This is a genomic window from Streptomyces sp. NBC_00016 (assembly GCF_045040885.1).
GTDB lineage: Bacteria > Actinomycetota > Actinomycetes > Streptomycetales > Streptomycetaceae > Streptomyces > Streptomyces coriariae.
Genome location: NZ_CP108304.1, coordinates 3,595,914 through 3,613,496, shown reverse-complemented (window position 1 = coordinate 3,613,496; position 17,583 = coordinate 3,595,914). Strand labels below are relative to the sequence as shown.

Genomic DNA, 17,583 nt, shown 5'->3' with positions numbered 1-17,583 from the left:
CTCGGCTGGTAAGGCCACCGGTTCTCGGCCGGCGGCGACTGCCCTGCAACACCACCCAGCGTAGACACCCCGGCTCGATCGGGCCTCGGTGCTTCGCCGACTCCTGGCCTGCGGCAGGATGGATGCCACCTGGTACGTACGCTTCACTCGCGCCCGTATGCCAAGACAACCGCTGGAGACACCTGGTGAGTTCCCCAGATCCGCAGGTTCGCGCAGCGCGAAACCACTCAACCCCGGCCGGCGCGCGCGGGCCCGTCGTGGCCGTGACCGGCGCCGCGACCGGGATCGGCGCGCTGCTGACCGAGCGGCTCGCCGCGTCGGAGGAGGTCAAGCAGGTCGTCGCCATCGACGAGCGGCGCGGCGAGTGCGACGCGGCGACCTGGCACATCCTCGACGTCCGTGACCCGGCGATCGCCGACAAGCTGCGCGGCGCTGACGTCGTGGTCCACCTCGCGCTCGACCTCGACCTGGGGAGTGACGCCGCCGCCCGGACGGCCTACAACGTGCGGGGCACGCAGACCGTGCTGACGGCCGCCGCGGCGGCCGGGGTGCACCGGGTGGTGCTGTGCACGTCCGCGATGGTCTACGGCGCGCTCGAGGACAACGAGCTGCCGCTCTCGGAGGACGCGGAGCTGCGGGCCACGGCGGAGGCGACCGGCGTCGGGGACCTCCTGGAAATCGAACGGCTGGCCCGGCGCGCGCCCCGGGCGCATCCGGGGCTCAACGTCACCGTGGTGCGGCCCGCGGTGCTGGTCGGCGGTACGGACACCGCGCTGACGCGGTACTTCGAGTCGCCGCGGCTGCTGGTCGTCGCCGGATCGCGGCCGGCCTGGCAGTTCTGCCATGTCGAGGACCTGGTGAGCGCCCTGGAGCACGCCGTCCTGGAGAAGGTCGACGGCGAGCTGGCCGTCGGCTGCGACGGATGGCTGGAGCAGGAGGAGGTCGAGGAGCTCAGCGGGATCCGGCGCATGGAGCTGCCGTCGGCGGTCGCGCTGGGCGCCGCCGCCCGGCTGCACCGGATCGGGCTGACGCCGTCCCCCGCCGGGGACCTGGCCTACACGATGTACCCCTGGGTGGTGAGCGGAAGCCGGCTGCACGACGCGGGGTGGCGGCCGCGGTGGACCAATGAGGAGGTCCTCGCGCAGCTGCTGGAGGAGGTGGCCGGGCGGCACACCGTCGTCGGCCGGCGGCTCGGGCGCAAGGACGCCACCGCGGCGGGCGCGGCGGGCGCGACGGTCGCTCTGCTGGGTGCGGCGGCCGTGGTGCGGCGGGCCCGGAAGGCCCGGCGGCGGTGAGCGTGGGGGCGCGCGGGGCGCTTTTCACCCCCGCGGCCCCTTCCTCGGACGGGCTGACTTTGGAGGTCGCTCCAAAGGGGCACGCGTGCGTGCCGGGTGATCACGCTATTTCGCCTGCTTCCCGGGGTGCGGCACGATGGGGGTATGGCAGCCATCGACGACCATCCCGGCGAGCGGGCAGCGCAGGACCCCATCAAGCTGATCGCCGTTCGTGACACCGCGCTCTCCCTGGACGAAGTCTTCAAGGCCGTCGGGGACGACGCGGCGGGCGGGATCGCGCTGTTCGTGGGCACGGTGCGCAACCACGACGGCGGCGCCGACGTCGACGCCCTCGGGTACTCCTGCCATCCCGGCGCGGAGGCGGAGATGCGGCGGATCGCGGAGAAGGTCGTCGCCGAGTACCCGGTGCGGGCGCTGGCCGCGGTGCACCGGGTCGGCGACCTCGGGGTCGGTGATCTCGCCGTCGTGGTCGCCGTCTCGTGTCCGCACCGCGGCGAGGCCTTCGAGGCCTGCCGGAAGCTGATCGACGATCTCAAGCACGAAGTGCCCATCTGGAAGCACCAGAAGTTCTCGGACGGTACCGACGAATGGGTCGGCGCCTGCTGAATCCCTTCCGGTTGCGTAACCGGACCCCTGCCGTGAGCGTTGTCGGTGCGGATGGTTAATCTGCTGATCAGTCAGTTGTGGTGGCTCATAGGGGTTGGGAGGTCGGCATGGCGGCGCTCGTCTGGTTGCTGATTCCGCTTGTCGCCGCTATCGGCGCCGGTCTGTGGGGCACTTGGGCCAACCGGACCCGGAAGGCCCGCAGCGACGGCCCTGAGCTGGACGGATACGCCCGCTTCCGGGCGGCCATGGAGAAGCCCCACTCGCGTACGTGACCCGGGTGGCAGCCCTGACGGTGCGCTGACAGAAGCGTCCCGTAGTGTCGAGACATGCCACGCCGCACCGCGACGATGCTCGCCTCCACCCTGATGCTGATCGCGCTCCTGTGTGCGGGCGTACTCATCCCCGTGCCGTACGCGGAGATGTCCCCCGGGCCGACGGTGAACACCCTGGGCGATCACGGCGGCGAGCCGGTGCTCCAGATCTCCGGGCGCAAGACCTACACGACCAGCGGTCACCTGAACATGACCACCGTGCGGGTCACCAGCGCCGACTACCGGATGAACCTGGTCGAGGCCGTCTACGGATGGCTCGCGCACGACAACAAGGTCGTGCCGCACGACACGCTGTACCCGGACGGCAAGACCGAGGAGCAGTCCACCCAGGAGAACGCCGAGGAGTTCAGCCAGTCCCAGGAGAGCGCCAAGGTCGCCGCCCTGAAGGAGCTGGACATCCCGGTGACGTCCTGGGTGATCGTCTCGACGGTGGTGAAGGGCTCCCCGGCGGAGGGCCGGCTGCACGCCGGTGACGTGATCAAGGCCGTGGACGGCACCGCGGTGAAGGAGCCGGGCGACGTCGCGAAGCTGGTGACCAAGCACAAGGCGGGGGAGAAGGTCGTCTTCCGCATCGTCCCGGCGAAGGACCAGGCGGCCGCCGAGAAGGCGAACAAGACGGCGACCAAGACCCAGGACGTCACCATCACGACCGCGACCTCCGACGACAGCGGCGAGAAGCGGGCCATCGTCGGGATCTCGGCCGGGACCGACCACACCTTCCCGTTCACCATCGACATCAAGCTCGCCGACGTCGGCGGGCCGAGCGCCGGTCTGATGTTCGCGCTCGGCATCTACGACAAGCTCACCCCGGGCAGCCTGACCGGCGGCGAGTTCGTCGCCGGCACCGGCACCATCGACGACGCCGGCAAGGTCGGGCCGATCGGCGGCATCGAGATGAAGACGGTCGGCGCGCGCAGTCAGGGCGCCCAGTACTTCCTGACCCCCGCGGAGAACTGCGCGGCCGCCGCCAAGGACACCCCCTCGGGGCTCAGGCTCGTCAAGGTGAAGACCATCGACGACGCCCTCGACGCCCTCAAGGACATCCGCGGCGGCGACACCGCGGACCTGCCGAAGTGCGGGAAGTAGCCGGAAGGGCTACTCCGCGAACGTCACCGACAACGCCTCGGCGAGGCCCGGCACCAGACCCGCCCCGGTGAGGACCTCCGTCGGGGCGTCCTTCTCGCGCAGCCGGAGGGCCGAGTCGCGGGTGCCGTCACGCAGGACGCCGACCGTGATCCGGACCTCCTGACGGTCGGGATGCTCCGCGACCCACTTCGCGAGCTTCTTGTCGCTCAGGCCCTGCGGGACCTGAGCCTCGGCGGACGGGGGCAGCATCAGACGCTCCACGGTGAGGGCGCAGCCGACCACCGCGTCGGGCCAGGCGATCGTGGCGAGGAACTCGTCGAGCGGCTTGTCCGTTGGCACTTCGTCCTGCTCGATCGGGGTGAGACCGGTGGTCTCGGACTCGTCCTGAAGGCCGAGCTGGGCGGCGAGCGACGGTTCCTGAGTTCGCAGCCGAGCGGTGTCTACGAGGGCGAAAAGGCGGGCGGGCTGGTCCCAGCCGAGGCCGGAGGCGTACTCGTCGATCTCGAGTACGGCCCGGGTGAGCGGGCTCGCCGCCATGGGAGTGTTGGACATGGTCACAATCCTGCCTCGTTCAGGGGTGGAATCGGGAACCGAGTAAACGGTGAGTAAGTTGCATAGGTGTGGGCCCCCGATCACCGGGGGCCGCGAACGGTCCACGAACACGCGGGCCTGATGGATCAACTGCGACTTTCGAGGTGCGCACCTTGGCTTTCCAGATGCCGGACCGCGGCGGAGGCCCCACGGGGCCGCGGATCAGAGTGGGCCGCCCGTCCCGGCGCGTCCGGACCCTGCTCATGACACTGGGCGTCCTAGCCGTGATCGGCATGGCGTTCACGATGTTCGCGGGCTTCTGGACGGACTGGCTCTGGTACCGCTCGGTGAACTACTCGTCGGTCTTCACGACCACGTTGTGGACCAAGATCGGGCTGTTCTTCGTCTTCGGCCTGCTGATGGCCCTCGCGGTCGGCTTCAACATCTGGCTGGCGCACCGGCTGCGGCCGCCGCTCAGCGCGATGTCGGTGGAGCAGCAGAGCCTCGACCGCTACCGCATGGGCATCGCCCCGTACAAGACATGGCTGCTGCTCGGCATCACCGCCCTGGTCGGTCTGATCGCGGGCGCCTCGGCGGCGGGTCAGTGGCGGACCTGGCTGATGTGGGTCAACGGCGTGCCCTTCCACCAGAAGGACCCGCAGTTCCACCTCGACGTGTCGTTCTTCGCGTTCGACCTGCCCTGGTACCGGTTCCTGCTCGGCTTCGGCTTCGCCGCCACGATCCTGTCGCTGATCGCCGCCGCGCTCACCCACTACCTGTACGGCGGGCTGCGCGTCACCAGCCCGGGCGCGCGCGCCACCGCCGCGGCCACCGGCCATCTGTCGGTGCTGCTGGGCATCTTCGTCACGCTGAAGGCGGTCGCCTACTGGCTGGACCGTTACGGCCTGGCCGTGAAGTCCAGCGACTTCAAGGCGACGGACAACTGGACGGGCCTGCGGTACGTCGACGCCAACGCCTATCTGCCGGCCAAGACGATCCTGTTCTGCATCGCCGTCATCTGCGCCCTGCTGTTCTTCGCCACCCTGTGGCGGCGCACCTGGCAGCTGCCGGTGATCGGCTTCGGCCTGATGGTGCTCTCGGCGATCCTCATCGGCGGGCTGTACCCGGCGATCGTCCAGAAGTTCCAGGTCCAGCCGAACGAGCAGGCCAAGGAAGCCCCGTACGTCGAGAAGAACCTCAAGGCGACACGTGAGGCGTACGGCATCGACGGCGCGCAGGTCACCGAGTACTCGGGTACGAGCACCACCAAGGACAAGACGACGCTGCGCGACGACGTCGACGCCACGGCGAGCATCCGCGTCCTGGACCCGAACATCGTCTCCCCGACGTACCAGCAGCTCCAGCAGATGCGGAAGTACTACGCGTTCCCGACCAACCTGGACGTGGACCGCTACAACGTGAACGGCGCCGACCAGGACACCGTCATCGGTCTGCGCGAGCTGAACCTCGCGGGCGTCGACAAGCAGAACTGGATCAACAACCACTTCCGCTACACCCACGGTTACGGCGTGGTCGCCGCCAAGGGCACCACTTCCGACGCCGAGGGCCGCCCGCTCTTCACCGAGTCCAACCTGCCCTCCGAGGGCGACCTGGGCACGTACCAGCAGCGGATCTACTACGGCGAGAAGACGACCGCGTACTCGATCGTCGGCGGTCCCCAGAAGGAGATCGACTACTCCGACGACGCCGGTGAGAAGACCACCAGCTACACCGGCAAGAGCGGGGTCAACCTCTCCAACCCGATCAACCGGGCCGCGTACGCGGTGTCGTTCGGTGAACCGCAGATCCTGTACTCCGGCGCCATCGGCGAGGGTTCGCGGATCCTGTACAACCGCACGCCCAAGGAGCGCGTCGAGGCGGTCGCCCCGTGGCTGACCATCGACGGCGACGCCTACCCGGCCGTGGTCAACCACAAGATCCAGTGGATCGTCGACGCGTACACGACGACGAACGGCTACCCGTACGCCTCCCGTACGACCCTCGGCGACACCACGGCCGACTCGCTGACCGCGACCAACGACAACCGCGCGGTGGTGGCCCAGCAGAACCAGGTCAACTACATCCGCAACTCGGTGAAGGCGACCGTCGACGCGTACACCGGCGAGGTCAAGCTCTACCAGTGGGACACCAAGGACCCGGTCCTGAAGACCTGGATGAAGGCGTTCCCCGGCACGGTGAAGTCCAAGTCGTCCATCTCGGCCGACCTGATGGCCCATCTCCGGTACCCGCAGGACCTGTTCAAGGTCCAGCGTGAGCTGCTCACCCGCTACCACGTGAAGGACGCGACGACGTTCCTCAGCGGCAGCGAGGTGTGGCAGGTGCCGGACGACCCGTCCAACAAGTCGGGTGACGCGGTCCCGCCGTACTACCTGAGCATGAAGATGCCGGACCAGAAGGCGCAGGCGTTCTCGCTGACGACGACGTTCACGCCCAACGGCCGGGACAACCTCAGTGCGTTCATGGCGGTCGACTCCGAGGCGGGAACTCCCGACTACGGCAAGATCAGAGTTCTGAAACTGCCGACCAGTACGACCGTCGACGGACCCAAACAGGTGCAGAGCCAGTTCAACTCCGAACAGGACATCGCCGAGTCCATCCGGCTCCTGAAGGGCGGGGACTCCGACATCGAGTACGGCAACCTGCTGACGGTGCCGCTCGACGGCGGTCTGCTGTACGTGGAGCCCGTCTATGTGCGTGGTGGCGGACTCAAGTACCCGCTCCTGAAGAAGGTGTTGGTGACCTACGGAGGCAACACCGCCTTCGAGGACACCCTCGACGAGGCCCTCAACAAGGTCTTCGGCGCGGAGGGCGCGACCCCGCCACCGGCGGACGAGGGCGGCGGTACGACCACACCACCGACGTCCACCAACCCGACGGTCCGGGAGGCGTTGGCCGACGCCCAGGAGGCGTTCACGGCCGGCCAGGAGGCTCTGAAGAAGCCCGACTGGGACGCGTACGCCAAGGCGCAGAAGGATCTCGAGGACGCGCTGAAGCGGGCCGAGGACGCGCAGGCCGAGGCCGACAAGGGCGCCAAGGCGAGCAGCAGTCCGAGCCCGACGAGTTCGGCGAGTCCGAGCGGTGGCTCCGGCAGCAGCTCCGGAGGAAGTACCGGTAGCAGTCCGAGTCCGAGTCCCAGTCCCAGCAGCGGCTGATCTTGCCCACCCCGCGTCGTGATACGGTTGTGGAACACGACGCGGGGTGGAGCAGCTCGGTAGCTCGCTGGGCTCATAACCCAGAGGTCGCAGGTTCAAATCCTGTCCCCGCTACTGAATACGAAGGCCCGGATCCTGAAAAGGATCCGGGCCTTCGTGGTGTGCGAACGCATGTGCCGGGGGGACTGGTGGCCGCGCCGCTGTGGGGAGTTGAGCGATCTGTGTTTGACTTGTCTCTCTGTGGGCATGTCGACAAAACGCTGAAGTGACCTTACGGGCCGCGGTATACCAGGTGTACCCGGGTTGCGGGTGGTGCGACGATGGACGTTATGGGGGACAAGGCAACTCTGTTCGAGACAGGGCGGTTTGTGCAGCCTTCCGGTGAGGAAGCGACCCCGGACGAGAGCCGGGACGAGACGGCGGACGCCGTCGAGACGGGGGAGGCCGTCGAGGAGATGAGCCTGCGGCTCGCGGCGCAAGCCGGCGATGTCGAGGCCGTCAGCGTCCTCGGGGCCATGTTGCTGCGCCGCGGTGACCTCGACGGAGCCGAGCCCCATCTGCGTGCCGCCACCGCGGAGGGCGACCGGGCCGCCGCCAACAACCTGGGCGTCCTTCTCCACCAGCGCGGTTACCCCGACGAGGCCGCCGGATGGTGGCGGGTCGCCGCCGTCGCCGGCTCCGCCGCCGCCGCGCACGCCCTGGGCCGCCACCGCCGCGAGTGCGGCGACGAGCCGGCCGCCGAGTACTGGCTGCGCCAGTCCGCCGAGCAGGGACACGCGCTGGGCGCGTACGCCCTCGCCGACCTGCTGGAGCACCGTGGGGACCCCGGGGCCGAGCAGTGGATGCGAGCCGCCGCCGAGCGGGGGCACCGGGAGGCGGCGTACCGGCTGGCCCGAGCCCTCGACCACCAGGAGTGCAGGGGCTCCCGCACGGACGGCGACGCGGACGGGTGCGAGCATGACAACGGTGTCATCGTGCGGGCGGAGGCCGAGCAGTGGTACCGCCAGGCCGCCGCGCGCGGACACCGGCGGGCCGCCCTGCACCTCGGGACGATCCTGGAGCGGCGCGGCGACCTGAAGGAGGCCGGACGCTGGTACCTGACGTCCGCCAAGGACGGCGAGGCACGGGCCGCCTGCGCGCTCGGGTTCCTGCTGCGCGATGCCGGCGACACCGAGAGCGCGGCCGTCTGGTGGCTGCGGGCCGCGCAGGAGGGCGACGGCAACGCGGCGAACGCGCTGGGTGCGCTGCACGCCGAGCGGGGACAGACCCAGACCGCCGAGCGCTGGTACCGGGCCGCGATGGACGCCGGGGACGACAACGGCGCCTACAACCTCGCGCTGCTCTGCGCCGAGCAGGGCCGCACCGTGCAGGCCGAGCAGTGGTACCGGCGCGCCGCCTACGCCGGGCACCGGGAGGCGGCCAACGCGCTGGCCATCCTGCTGCTCCAGGGCGGCGACACGGCCGGGGCCGAGCCCTGGTTCTCCAAGGCGGCGGAGGCGGGCAGCGTCGACGCCGCGTTCAACCTCGGGATCCTGTTCGCGGGGCGGGGCGAGGAGGCCGTCGCGCTGCGCTGGTACGAGCGGGCGGCCGCCGCCGGGCACACCGAGGCGGCGCTCCAGGTCGGGATCGCGCGCCTGCGCGACGGGGACGAGCAGGAGGCCGAGCGGCATCTGCGGTGCGCGGCCGGCGGCGGGAGCGCGGAGGCGGCGTACCGGCTGGCGGCCGTGCTCGACGCGCGGCGGCCGCCGCAGCCCGCGCACGAGCTCGGGGAGACCGTGCACGAGAAGACCGAGTGCGAGGAGTGGTACGAGCGGGCCGCGACCCAGGGGCACCGGCGGGCGCAGGTCCGGGTCGGGATGCTGGCCGCCGCGCGCGGGGACGTGGTGGAGGCGGCACGGTGGTACCGGACGGCCGCGGAGGCCGGGTCGCGCAACGGTGCGTTCAACCTCGGACTGCTGCTCGCGCGAGAGGGCAGCGAGCCCGAGGCGGCTGTGTGGTGGACGCGGGCGGCCGATGCCGGGCACGGGCGGGCGGCGTTGCGGCTCGCCCTGGTCTACGCGCGTCGCGGGGAGCTGGCCGAGGGGCAGCGGTGGGCGGACCGGGCGGTGTCGCTGGGGCCGGGGGAGGTGGCCGAGCGGGCGGCTCGGTTGCGGGACGCGTTGCGGGAAGAGCTGTCTGCCTGACGGCGTCCCTGTTCTGGGGCGGGGTCGTGGAGCCGGGCTGCGGCCCGTACGGCTGGATTTCGCCCCCGCCGCCCCTTCCCGTCCCGTCCCCGGGGGCCGGCCCCCGCTGTCGGCCCTGAACGGGCCTCGTCCTCAAACGCCGGACGGGCTGACGCTGAAGTGCTCTGACCTGCGTCGACAGGTGCCGGTCAATGGATTTGCCTTTGTCCTTCCCCTTCACGTAACGTTGCATTCAACGGCGCGGGGTGGAGCAGCTCGGTAGCTCGCTGGGCTCATAACCCAGAGGTCGCAGGTTCAAATCCTGTCCCCGCTACTGAAGATCGAGGGCCGGAATCCGAAAGGGTTCCGGCCCTCAGTCATGTGCGGGTACGCCCCGCCGCGATGCGCAACAGGGTTGCGCGTACGGGGAAGGGCGTTACACGGCCGCGCAGTTCGGGCAGATCCCGCGGTACGTCACCTCGACGTCCGAGACCGTGAAGCCGAAGCGCTCCGAGTCGGGGAGGTCGGCCAGCGGGTTGCCGCTCGGGTGGACGTCCTTGATGGCCCCGCACCGGGCGCACACCAGGTGGTGGTGCGGGCGGTGCGCGTTCGGGTCGTACCGCTTGGCGCGCTTGTCGGTGGCGACCTCGAGCACCTCGCCGAGCGAGACCAGCTCGCCGAGCGTGTTGTAGACGGTCGCCCGGGAGATCTCGGGCAGCCGGACGACGGCCCTGGAGTGCACCTCGTCGGCGGTCAGGTGGACATGGTCGCCGTCGAGCACCTCGGCCACGACGCGCCGTTGGGCGGTCATCCGCCATCCGCGTCCGCGCAGCCGTTCCAGGAGATCGCTCATGAAATCAGCCTAGCAGCTACACGGACCAGGTCCCGAACAGGTGTGACTTTAGATCACTGATTGATTTGGATGAAGTCCACTGTAGGATCAAGTCGACAGAATTCACGGCGAGCGGCTGGAGGCCGCGGTCCAGGCCCTGCGCGGCTGACAGCACTGGACCGCTTGTCGTGGACGAACGGGCCGGGCTTCCCTTCGGGGGTCCGGCCCGTTCGTGCGCTCAGGCCGGTACCTGCTGCCGCGCAGGCGCCCAGCAGCGGATGATGTCGCGGACCGAGACGATGCCGGCCGGTTCGTCGCGGTCGAGGACGATCAGATGCCGGAAGCCGCCGTGGGCCATGGCTTGGGCCGCTTCCTCCAAGGTCCAGCTCGGGGCGGCGAAGACGACGTCATTGGTGGTGTGGGCGTGGGTGCGTTCCGTGTCCGGGTCCTGTCCCAGTGCCACGGAGTTGAGGATGTCCCGCTCGGTGAGGATGCCGATGCCGCCGGCGTCCGGGTCGTGGACGATGGCCGCGCCGACGCGGCGGGCGGACATCAGGGCGGCGGCCTGACGGAGGGTGTGTGCGGGGCCGATGGTGAGGACCACCGTGCTCATGGCGTCGCGGACGAGCATGGCTGGAGCCACCTCCTAAGAACCCACGATTGTTCATGGATTCACAAGTTCACAAGTGGGGGGTGCTGTCAGCGTGGCAGGTAAAGCGGGGGTCAACAAGAGGGCGCGCGCAGCCAATTGAGGGCGCGCGCGCTCATCTGTGAGTCTCGGGCGGGTCTTTCAGTGACGCTCGTTGAGGTAACCCAGCAGTTCCTCGTGGAGCAGGCCGTTCGACGCGGCCGCGTTGCCGCTGTGCGGACCCGGGCGGCCGTCGAGGCCCGTGAAGGTGCCGCCGGCCTCCGTCACGACGATCGCCGTGGCCGCCATGTCCCAGAGCGAGAGCTCGGGTTCGGCGCACAGGTCGACCGAGCCCTCGGCGACCATCATGTACGGCCAGAAGTCGCCGTACGCGCGCGTGCGCCACACCTCGCGGGTCAGGTCCAGGAAGCCGTTCAGGTGCCCGCGCTCCTCCCAGCCGGTCAGCGAGGAGTACGCGAAGGAGGCGTCCGAGAGCTCCGAGACCCGGGAGACGCGCAGCCGGGTGGCGGAGGTCAGGCTGCGGCCGGTGAAGGCGCCGTGCCCCTTCGCGGCCCACCAGCGACGGCCCAGCGCCGGGGCGGAGACCACGCCGACCACGGGCTGGTAGCCCCCCTCGCCCGCCTCCGTCAGCGAGATGAGGGTGGCCCAGACGGGCACGCCCCGCACGTAGTTCTTCGTACCGTCGATCGGGTCGACGACCCAGCGGCGCGGGCCGGTGCCCTGGACGCCGTACTCCTCGCCGAGGATCGCGTCGCGTGGACGGGCCCGCTGGAGCTGACCGCGGATGAGTTCCTCGGCGGCCTTGTCGGCCTCGCTCACCGGGGTCATGTCCGGTTTGGTCTCGACCTTGAGGTCGAGGGCCTTGAAACGGTCCATGGTCACGGCGTCGGCGGCGTCCGCGAGGACGTGCGCGAGTCGGAGGTCGTCGTGGTAGTCCGGCATGGGACGAACCGTATCCGCCGAAGGTGAGAACGGGCCACAGGGGACCGCGGGGTGGACGTGGAGGAGCCGTGGACACGGCCGGTGAACCATCGCCGCCGCCGCGAACCCTTGACAGTGCTCCCGTCCGCGTCAAACCTGGGCGCAGAGCCGCTCGCCCCAGGGAGGCGATGATGCCTGCAGCGCGGGAATCCCTACTGGACGCCGCCTTCAAGGCGCTCGCACTACGGCCGTGGGCCGCGGTGCGGATGGTGGACGTCGCCGCGGCGGCCGGGGTGTCCCGGCAGACGCTGTACAACGAGTTCGGCAGCAAGGAGGGCCTGGCCCGGGCGCTCGTGAGGCGCGAGGCCGACGGATATCTCGCCGGGGTCGAGCGGGCGCTGGCCGTGCACGGCGACGTCCGGGAGAGGCTCACCGCCACCGCCGAGTGGACCACTTCCGCCGCCCGCGACAACGTTCTCGTACGGGCCGTCCTCACCGGCTTCTGGAGCGAGCGCCTGCCCTCGCCGACGCTCTCGGCGGTGCCGTCCTCCTCCGCCGTCCCGGCCCAGCGCCGGGCCGACGGGCCGCTGCCCTCGCCCGGCGACCTGGTGGGCGCCGTCCGCGACCGGGCCGTGGCCGTGCTCTGCGGTCCCGGCGCCGTCCGAACCGACGCCGCCGACCTGGCCCGCTCCTGCGAACTCGCCGTCCGGCTCGCCCTGTCCTGTGTGGCCGCGCCCCCGGCGGGGGAGGACGGCGTCGCGGAGCTGGTGCGGGGGGCGCTCCAGCGGCAGCCGGCCGACCGGTCGGGTCAGTGAGCCGACCCCGACAGCTGGAGCCCGATCACTCCTATGATCACCAGGCTGATCGAGATGAGCTTCAGGACCGACACCAGGTCGCCCAGGAAGACCATGCCGTAGATCGCGGTGCCCGCCGCGCCGATGCCCGTCCACACGGCGTAGGCGGGGCCCACGTCGAGCTTCTTCAGGGAGAGGGTCAGCAGACCGAAGCTCCCCAGCGCGAAGGCGCAGAAGGCGATGGTGGGCCAGAGCCGCGTGAAGCCGTGGGACAGCTTGAGGCACACGGCGAAACCGGTCTCGAGCAACCCGGCCACGACGACCAGCAGCCACGCCATGTGCTGTCCCTCCGTACGCCCGGCCCGGTCCGGCTCCGGCTCGGTGCGATTATGCACTTACCGGGGCCGGGGGGACGCAAACAACGCGGTGGTCAGCCGGTGGATCAGCCGGGGTCAGTCGGTGGTCAGCCGGTGGATCAGTCGCCCTCGGTGCGCTCCCGGGTGGCCAGCAGCCGGCGCAGCGAGTACAGCCGCGCCGGATCGGCATGACCCTCGGCCACCCACGCGTCCAGCGCGCAGTCCTTCTCGTCGTGGCTGCACGCGCGCGGGCAGCCCTCCGTGCCCGGCACCAGGTCGGGGAAGGCGAGGACCACCCGGGACGGGTCGACGTGGTGCAGGCCGAAGGACCGTACGCCCGGGGTGTCGATCACCCAGTCGTCCGTGCCCGCCAGGGGCAGGGCCAGCGCCGAGGTCGTGGTGTGGCGGCCGCGACCGGTCACCGCGTTCACATGGCCGGTCACCCGGCGCCGCTCCTCCGGGACCAGCGCGTTGACCAGGGTCGTCTTCCCGACGCCCGAATGACCGACGAACGCCGTGATCCGCCCGGCCAGGAACGCGCGCACCCGGTCCGCCGCGTCGCCGTTCTCCAGCTCGTCGCGGCTGGTGACCACGTACGGGATGTCGAGATGGCCGTACAGCTCCAGCAGCTTGTCCGGCGAGGCCAGGTCCGACTTCGTCATGACCAGCAGGGGGGTGAGGCCGGCGTCGAAGGCCGCCACCAGGCAGCGGTCGATCAGACGCGGGCGGGGCTCGGGGTCGGCGAGGGCGGTGACCACGGCGAGCTGGTCGGCGTTGGCCACGACGACGCGCTCGTAGGGGTCGTCGTCGTCCGCGGTGCGGCGCAGTGCCGAGGTGCGCTTCTCGATGCGGACGATCCGGGCGAGGGTGTCCTTCTTGCCGGACAGGTCGCCGACGATCGCGACCCGGTCGCCCACGATCGCGGCCTTGCGGCCCAGCTCGCGGGCCTTCATCGCCATCACGATCCGGTCGTCGACCAGACAGGTCAGCCGGCCCCGGTCGACGGTGAGGACCATGCCCTCGACGGAGTCCTCGTGCTTGGGACGGATGTGCGTGCGCGGCCGGTTGCCCTTGCGGTTCGGGCGGCTGCGGATGTCGTCCTCGTCGGTGTTCTTGCTGTAGCGGCGCATGGCGAAAGTCCCTATACCCCGAGCATCCCGGTCCACAGTTCGGGGAAGTCCGGCAGGGTCTTCGCCGTCGTCGCCACGTTCTCGATCTGCACGCCCTCCACGGCCAGGCCGATGATCGCGCCGGCCGTCGCCATGCGGTGGTCGTCGTAGGTGTGGAAGATCCCGCCGTGCAGCCGGCGCGGGCGGATGTGCAGACCGTCTGCGGTCTCCGTCACATCGCCGCCGAGCTCGTTGATCTCCTTGGTCAGCGCGGCCAGCCGGTCCGTCTCGTGCAGGCGCAGGTGGGACACGCCCCGCAGGGTGGACGGGGAGTCCGCGAGGGCGGCGACCGCCGCGATGCCCGGGGTCAGCTCGCCGACGTCACTCAGATCGACGTCGATGCCGTGGATCGAGCCCGAGCCGGTGAAGACCAGGCCGTAGTCGGCCAGTTCGCAGGAACCGCCCATCTCGGTGAAGATCTCGCGCAGCCGGTCACCCGGCTGGGTGGTGCGGGCCGGCCAGTCGGGGATCAGCACCCGGCCGCCCGTCACCAGCGCCGCCGCCAGGAACGGCTGGGCGTTGGACAGGTCCGGCTCGATCGTCAGGTCCCGGCCCAGCAGGGCGCCCGGGGTGACCCGCCAGACGTTCGGCTCGCCGCCCGACTCCGGGGTGTCCACCTGCGCGCCGACCGCGCGCAGCATGTCGACCGTCATCCGGATGTGCGGTACGGAGGGCAGCGTGGAGCCGGTGTGGCGGACCTCCACGCCCTGGTTGAAGCGAGGGGCCGACAAAAGCAGGGCCGACACGAACTGGGACGAGGACGAGGCGTCGATCTCCACCGTCCCGCCGTCCAGCGCGCCCCCGCCGTGCACGGTCAGCGGCAGCGCGCCGCGCCCGTCGTCGTCGATCCGCGCACCGAGGACCCGCAGCGCGTCGACGACGCCGTTCAGGGGACGCTCGTACGAGCGCGGGTCGCCGTCGAAGTGGACGGGGCCGTCGGCCAGGGCGGCGACCGGCGGCAGGAAGCGCATCACCGTGCCCGCGTTGCCGACGTCGACCGTGGCCGGTCCGCGCAGCCCCGCGGGGAGGATCCGCCAGGCCTCGCCGGTGCCGTCGGGGCTCCCCGCGCCGGAGGAGCTGGACGACACGGTCTCCTCGATGCCGACGCCCATCTCGCGCAGGGCGCTCGCCATCAGCAGGGTGTCGCGGGAGCGCAGGGGGCGGCGCAGCCAGCCGGGCTCGGAGGCGAGGGAGGCGAGGATCAGGGCACGGTTGGTGACGGACTTGGACCCCGGCACGTGGACCGTCGCGGCGACGGCCTCGCTCGCGTGCGGGGCGGGCCAGAGGGCGGTGTGTGCGGGGTTCGGGGCCATGGGCTCCACTTTAGTGGTCGGCCGCGCATCGGGTGCGGCGCCGTCGGGGCCGGCCGCGCCCCGCGGTGGAGCCGCCGACGTCACATCCCGCCCGCCCGTGACGCGCCGCTCCGGGGCTCCCTCACAGCCCCAGCAGCCACCGGCCCCCGCCCAGCAGGGCGCACAGACTCACCGCGTGGAACAGGAACAGCCACAGGCCCGCCGGTACGTGGGTCAGCCGGGACAGCTGGTCCGCGTCCGAGTCGCCCGCGCCGCCCCGGGAGCGCTTCGCCTGGAGCTCGAAGGCCGGGCGGACGCCGCCCAGCAGCAGGAACCACACCACGGCGTACGCGAAGGCCGCCTGTACCTGCGGTCCCGCCAGCCAGGACACCAGCAGGAAGGTGCCGCCGGTGAGGACCACCGTGAGGGCGCCGTACGCGTTGCGGATCATCACCAGCATGACGACCAGCAGGGCCGTGGCCACCCACAGCAGCAGGGTGATGCGGCCGGCCCCGAGGAGGGCGGCGCCGCCCAGGCCGAGCAGCGGGGGAGCGGTGTAGCCGGCCGCCGCGGTGAGGATCATGCCGAGGCCGTGCGGCTTGCCCCGGCTGAGGGTCAGGCCACTGGTGTCGGAGTGCAACCGGATCCCGGTCAGCTGGCGGCCGGTCAGCAGCGCGACCAGGCCGTGACCACCCTCGTGGGCGATGGTGATGGCGTTGCGCGATATCCGCCACAGGGTGTGCGGCACGACGACCGCGAGGGCGGCGACCGCGGTGGCCACCACCACCCACAGGTCGGGATCGGTCTGGGTGCCGACGAGGCGGTCCCACAGGTCGGGCAGCGCGAGGGCGGCGGTGCTCTCCATGTTTTCTGGTGGCTCCCTTTCGGCTCACGGAGTCTGGCAGTGTGGCACGTATGTGCGGACGGTATGCAGCGAGTCGCAGGCCCGAGGATCTCGCAGGAATCTTTGAGGTCGAGAAATGGGAGCCCGAGGAGGCCCTGGAGCCCGACTACAACGTGGCGCCGACCAAGGAGGTCTACGCCGTCCTCGACCGTCCGTTGAAGGACGCCGACGACAAGCAGCCGGTTCGGCAGCTGCGGAAGCTGAAGTGGGGACTGGTCCCCTCCTGGGCGAAGACCCCCGAGGGCGGCGCGCGGATGATCAACGCGCGCGCCGAGACCGTCCACGAGAAGCCCTCCTACCGCCGCGCCTTCGCCACCCGGCGCTGCGTCCTGCCCGCCGACGGCTACTACGAGTGGGTCACCGGCGTCCAGGAGCGGGACCTGGAGGTCGAGGGCAAGAAGAAGCGCCCGCGCAAGCAGCCCTACTTCGTGCTCCCGGCCGACGGCACGGTCTTCGCGATGGCCGGGCTGTACGAGTTCTGGCGGGACCGGACCCTGCCCGACGACCATCCGCGGGCCTGGTGGGTGACGTGCTCGGTGATCACGACCGAGGCGGAGACCTCCCCGCTCGCCGTGGCCCCCGCCGACGGCCCGCACGCCCTCGCCGACATCCACCCCCGGATGCCGCTGATGCTGACCCCGGACCGCTGGGACGCCTGGCTCGACCCGGCGAGGACGGACGTCGACGACCTCCGCTCCCTCCTCGAACCCCCGCCTGAGGGGCTGATGCGCGCCTACCCGGTGTCCACGGCCGTCAGCAACGTCCGCAACAACGGCCCGGAGCTGCTGAAGGAGCTGGAGGGGCCCGAGGAGGGCACACTCTTCTGACGTGAGCAGCGAAACAGTCGTGAGCACCGAAACGGTGGAGACCGAGGCGGGTACCGCCCGCATCACCTGGCACCGCGCCGAGCAGCCGCGGCTCGTCCTCGCCGTCAGCCATGGCGCCGGGGGCGGTGTCGAGGCCCGGGACCTGCGGGCGCTCGCCGCCGTGCTGCCCGGACGCGGGGTGAGCGTCGCCCTCGTCGAGCAGCCCTGGCGGGTGGCGGGCAAGAAGGTCGCGCCCGCGCCGAAGACCCTCGACGTCGGCTGGCGCGGGATCTGGCCGGCCGTCGTCGCCCCCGGGCTGCCGGTGATCTCGGGCGGCCGGTCGGCCGGCGCGCGGGTGGCCTGCCGAACGGCCACCGAGCTCGGTGCGCACGCCGTGCTGGCGCTGAGCTTCCCGCTCCACCCGCCGGGCAGGCCGGAGAAGTCCCGCGCCGACGAGCTGCTCGGGGCGGGGGTGCCGACCCTCGTGGTCCAGGGCGGCAACGACCCCTTCGGCAGGCCGGACGAGTTCCCCGCGGGCGGGTACGACCTCGTGGAGGTGCCGTACGGCGATCACGGCTTCGCGGTGCCCAAGCGGGCCGGGGTCACGCAGGAGGAGACGCTGGAGGTCGTCACCGCGGGAGTCGTCGGGTGGGTCGCGTCACTCGGGTGAGGCGA

The 17,583-nt window shown here is 71.1% G+C and carries 16 protein-coding genes and 2 tRNA genes; 10 read left to right on the top strand and 8 right to left on the bottom strand.

What is annotated here, in order from left to right:
- Positions 1 to 185: 185 nt before the first annotated feature.
- The 3 genes from OG933_RS15825 to OG933_RS15815 all read left to right on the top strand — a co-directional run bounded on the left by OG933_RS15825 (position 186) and on the right by OG933_RS15815 (position 3,319).
- Positions 186 to 1,295: an SDR family oxidoreductase gene (locus OG933_RS15825; protein WP_362530328.1), complete on the top strand. Its 1,110-nt coding sequence runs from the start codon at positions 186 to 188 to the stop codon at positions 1,293 to 1,295.
- A 144-nt stretch (positions 1,296 to 1,439) separates the two neighbouring features.
- The gene (locus OG933_RS15820; RefSeq protein WP_230194712.1) at positions 1,440 to 1,901 is read left to right on the top strand and encodes a molybdenum cofactor biosynthesis protein MoaE; all 462 of its coding nucleotides are present in this window, start codon (positions 1,440 to 1,442) and stop codon (positions 1,899 to 1,901) included.
- A 326-nt stretch (positions 1,902 to 2,227) separates the two neighbouring features.
- The gene (locus tag OG933_RS15815; protein ID WP_362530323.1) at positions 2,228 to 3,319 is read left to right on the top strand and encodes a PDZ domain-containing protein; all 1,092 of its coding nucleotides are present in this window, start codon (positions 2,228 to 2,230) and stop codon (positions 3,317 to 3,319) included.
- A gap of 9 nt (positions 3,320 to 3,328) precedes the next feature.
- Here OG933_RS15815 and OG933_RS15810 read toward each other — a convergent pair whose 3' ends face one another.
- Positions 3,329 to 3,871 (bottom strand): PPA1309 family protein, encoded by a 543-nt coding sequence (locus tag OG933_RS15810; protein WP_028807002.1) that lies wholly within the window; start codon positions 3,869 to 3,871, stop codon positions 3,329 to 3,331.
- A 164-nt stretch (positions 3,872 to 4,035) separates the two neighbouring features.
- Here OG933_RS15810 and OG933_RS15805 point away from each other — a divergent pair, with 164 nt between their 5' ends.
- From OG933_RS15805 to OG933_RS15790, 4 genes are all read left to right on the top strand, one after another.
- Positions 4,036 to 7,023: a UPF0182 family protein gene (locus OG933_RS15805; protein WP_362530401.1), complete on the top strand. Its 2,988-nt coding sequence runs from the start codon at positions 4,036 to 4,038 to the stop codon at positions 7,021 to 7,023.
- 40 nt (positions 7,024 to 7,063) lie between these two features.
- A tRNA-Met gene (locus OG933_RS15800) sits at positions 7,064 to 7,137 on the top strand.
- A 206-nt stretch (positions 7,138 to 7,343) separates the two neighbouring features.
- Positions 7,344 to 9,206: a tetratricopeptide repeat protein gene (locus tag OG933_RS15795; RefSeq protein WP_362530320.1), complete on the top strand. Its 1,863-nt coding sequence runs from the start codon at positions 7,344 to 7,346 to the stop codon at positions 9,204 to 9,206.
- A 239-nt stretch (positions 9,207 to 9,445) separates the two neighbouring features.
- Positions 9,446 to 9,519: transfer RNA gene (locus OG933_RS15790), tRNA-Met, on the top strand.
- A 102-nt stretch (positions 9,520 to 9,621) separates the two neighbouring features.
- On the opposite strand, the gene OG933_RS15785 is transcribed toward OG933_RS15790, so the two are convergent.
- The 3 genes from OG933_RS15785 to hisN form a co-directional block, all read right to left on the bottom strand.
- On the bottom strand, positions 9,622 to 10,038 hold the full coding sequence (locus OG933_RS15785) for a Fur family transcriptional regulator (RefSeq protein WP_362530317.1): 417 nt from the start codon (positions 10,036 to 10,038) through the stop codon (positions 9,622 to 9,624).
- Between the two features lie 217 nt (positions 10,039 to 10,255).
- The gene (locus tag OG933_RS15780; protein WP_020130788.1) at positions 10,256 to 10,648 is read right to left on the bottom strand and encodes a cyclic nucleotide-binding/CBS domain-containing protein; all 393 of its coding nucleotides are present in this window, start codon (positions 10,646 to 10,648) and stop codon (positions 10,256 to 10,258) included.
- A gap of 159 nt (positions 10,649 to 10,807) precedes the next feature.
- Positions 10,808 to 11,608: a histidinol-phosphatase gene (gene hisN / locus OG933_RS15775; protein WP_020130787.1), complete on the bottom strand. Its 801-nt coding sequence runs from the start codon at positions 11,606 to 11,608 to the stop codon at positions 10,808 to 10,810.
- A gap of 167 nt (positions 11,609 to 11,775) precedes the next feature.
- On the opposite strand from hisN, the gene OG933_RS15770 reads away from it, so the two are divergent.
- The gene (locus OG933_RS15770; RefSeq protein WP_405627551.1) at positions 11,776 to 12,402 is read left to right on the top strand and encodes a TetR/AcrR family transcriptional regulator; all 627 of its coding nucleotides are present in this window, start codon (positions 11,776 to 11,778) and stop codon (positions 12,400 to 12,402) included.
- Here the strand turns inward: OG933_RS15770 and OG933_RS15765 are convergent.
- The 4 genes from OG933_RS15765 to OG933_RS15750 all read right to left on the bottom strand — a co-directional run bounded on the left by OG933_RS15765 (position 12,396) and on the right by OG933_RS15750 (position 16,063).
- The gene (locus OG933_RS15765; RefSeq protein ID WP_020130785.1) at positions 12,396 to 12,719 is read right to left on the bottom strand and encodes a multidrug efflux SMR transporter; all 324 of its coding nucleotides are present in this window, start codon (positions 12,717 to 12,719) and stop codon (positions 12,396 to 12,398) included. The genes OG933_RS15770 and OG933_RS15765 overlap by 7 nt on opposite strands.
- Before the next feature lie 137 nt (positions 12,720 to 12,856).
- Positions 12,857 to 13,867, bottom strand: coding sequence for a ribosome small subunit-dependent GTPase A (gene rsgA, locus OG933_RS15760; RefSeq protein WP_362530310.1), 1,011 nt, complete (start codon positions 13,865 to 13,867; stop codon positions 12,857 to 12,859).
- A gap of 11 nt (positions 13,868 to 13,878) precedes the next feature.
- Positions 13,879 to 15,219 (bottom strand): 3-phosphoshikimate 1-carboxyvinyltransferase, encoded by a 1,341-nt coding sequence (gene aroA / locus OG933_RS15755; RefSeq protein ID WP_362530307.1) that lies wholly within the window; start codon positions 15,217 to 15,219, stop codon positions 13,879 to 13,881.
- 121 nt (positions 15,220 to 15,340) lie between these two features.
- A complete protein-coding gene (locus OG933_RS15750; protein WP_267018505.1) occupies positions 15,341 to 16,063 on the bottom strand; it encodes a M50 family metallopeptidase in 723 nt (240 codons plus the stop codon).
- 50 nt (positions 16,064 to 16,113) lie between these two features.
- Between OG933_RS15750 and OG933_RS15745 the strand changes: the two genes are divergently transcribed.
- Both OG933_RS15745 and OG933_RS15740 read left to right on the top strand, forming a co-directional pair.
- Positions 16,114 to 16,929, top strand: coding sequence for an SOS response-associated peptidase (locus tag OG933_RS15745; protein WP_078615800.1), 816 nt, complete (start codon positions 16,114 to 16,116; stop codon positions 16,927 to 16,929).
- A gap of 1 nt (position 16,930) precedes the next feature.
- Positions 16,931 to 17,578: an alpha/beta family hydrolase gene (locus OG933_RS15740; protein WP_405627547.1), complete on the top strand. Its 648-nt coding sequence runs from the start codon at positions 16,931 to 16,933 to the stop codon at positions 17,576 to 17,578.
- The last annotated feature ends 5 nt before the right edge of the window (positions 17,579 to 17,583 follow it).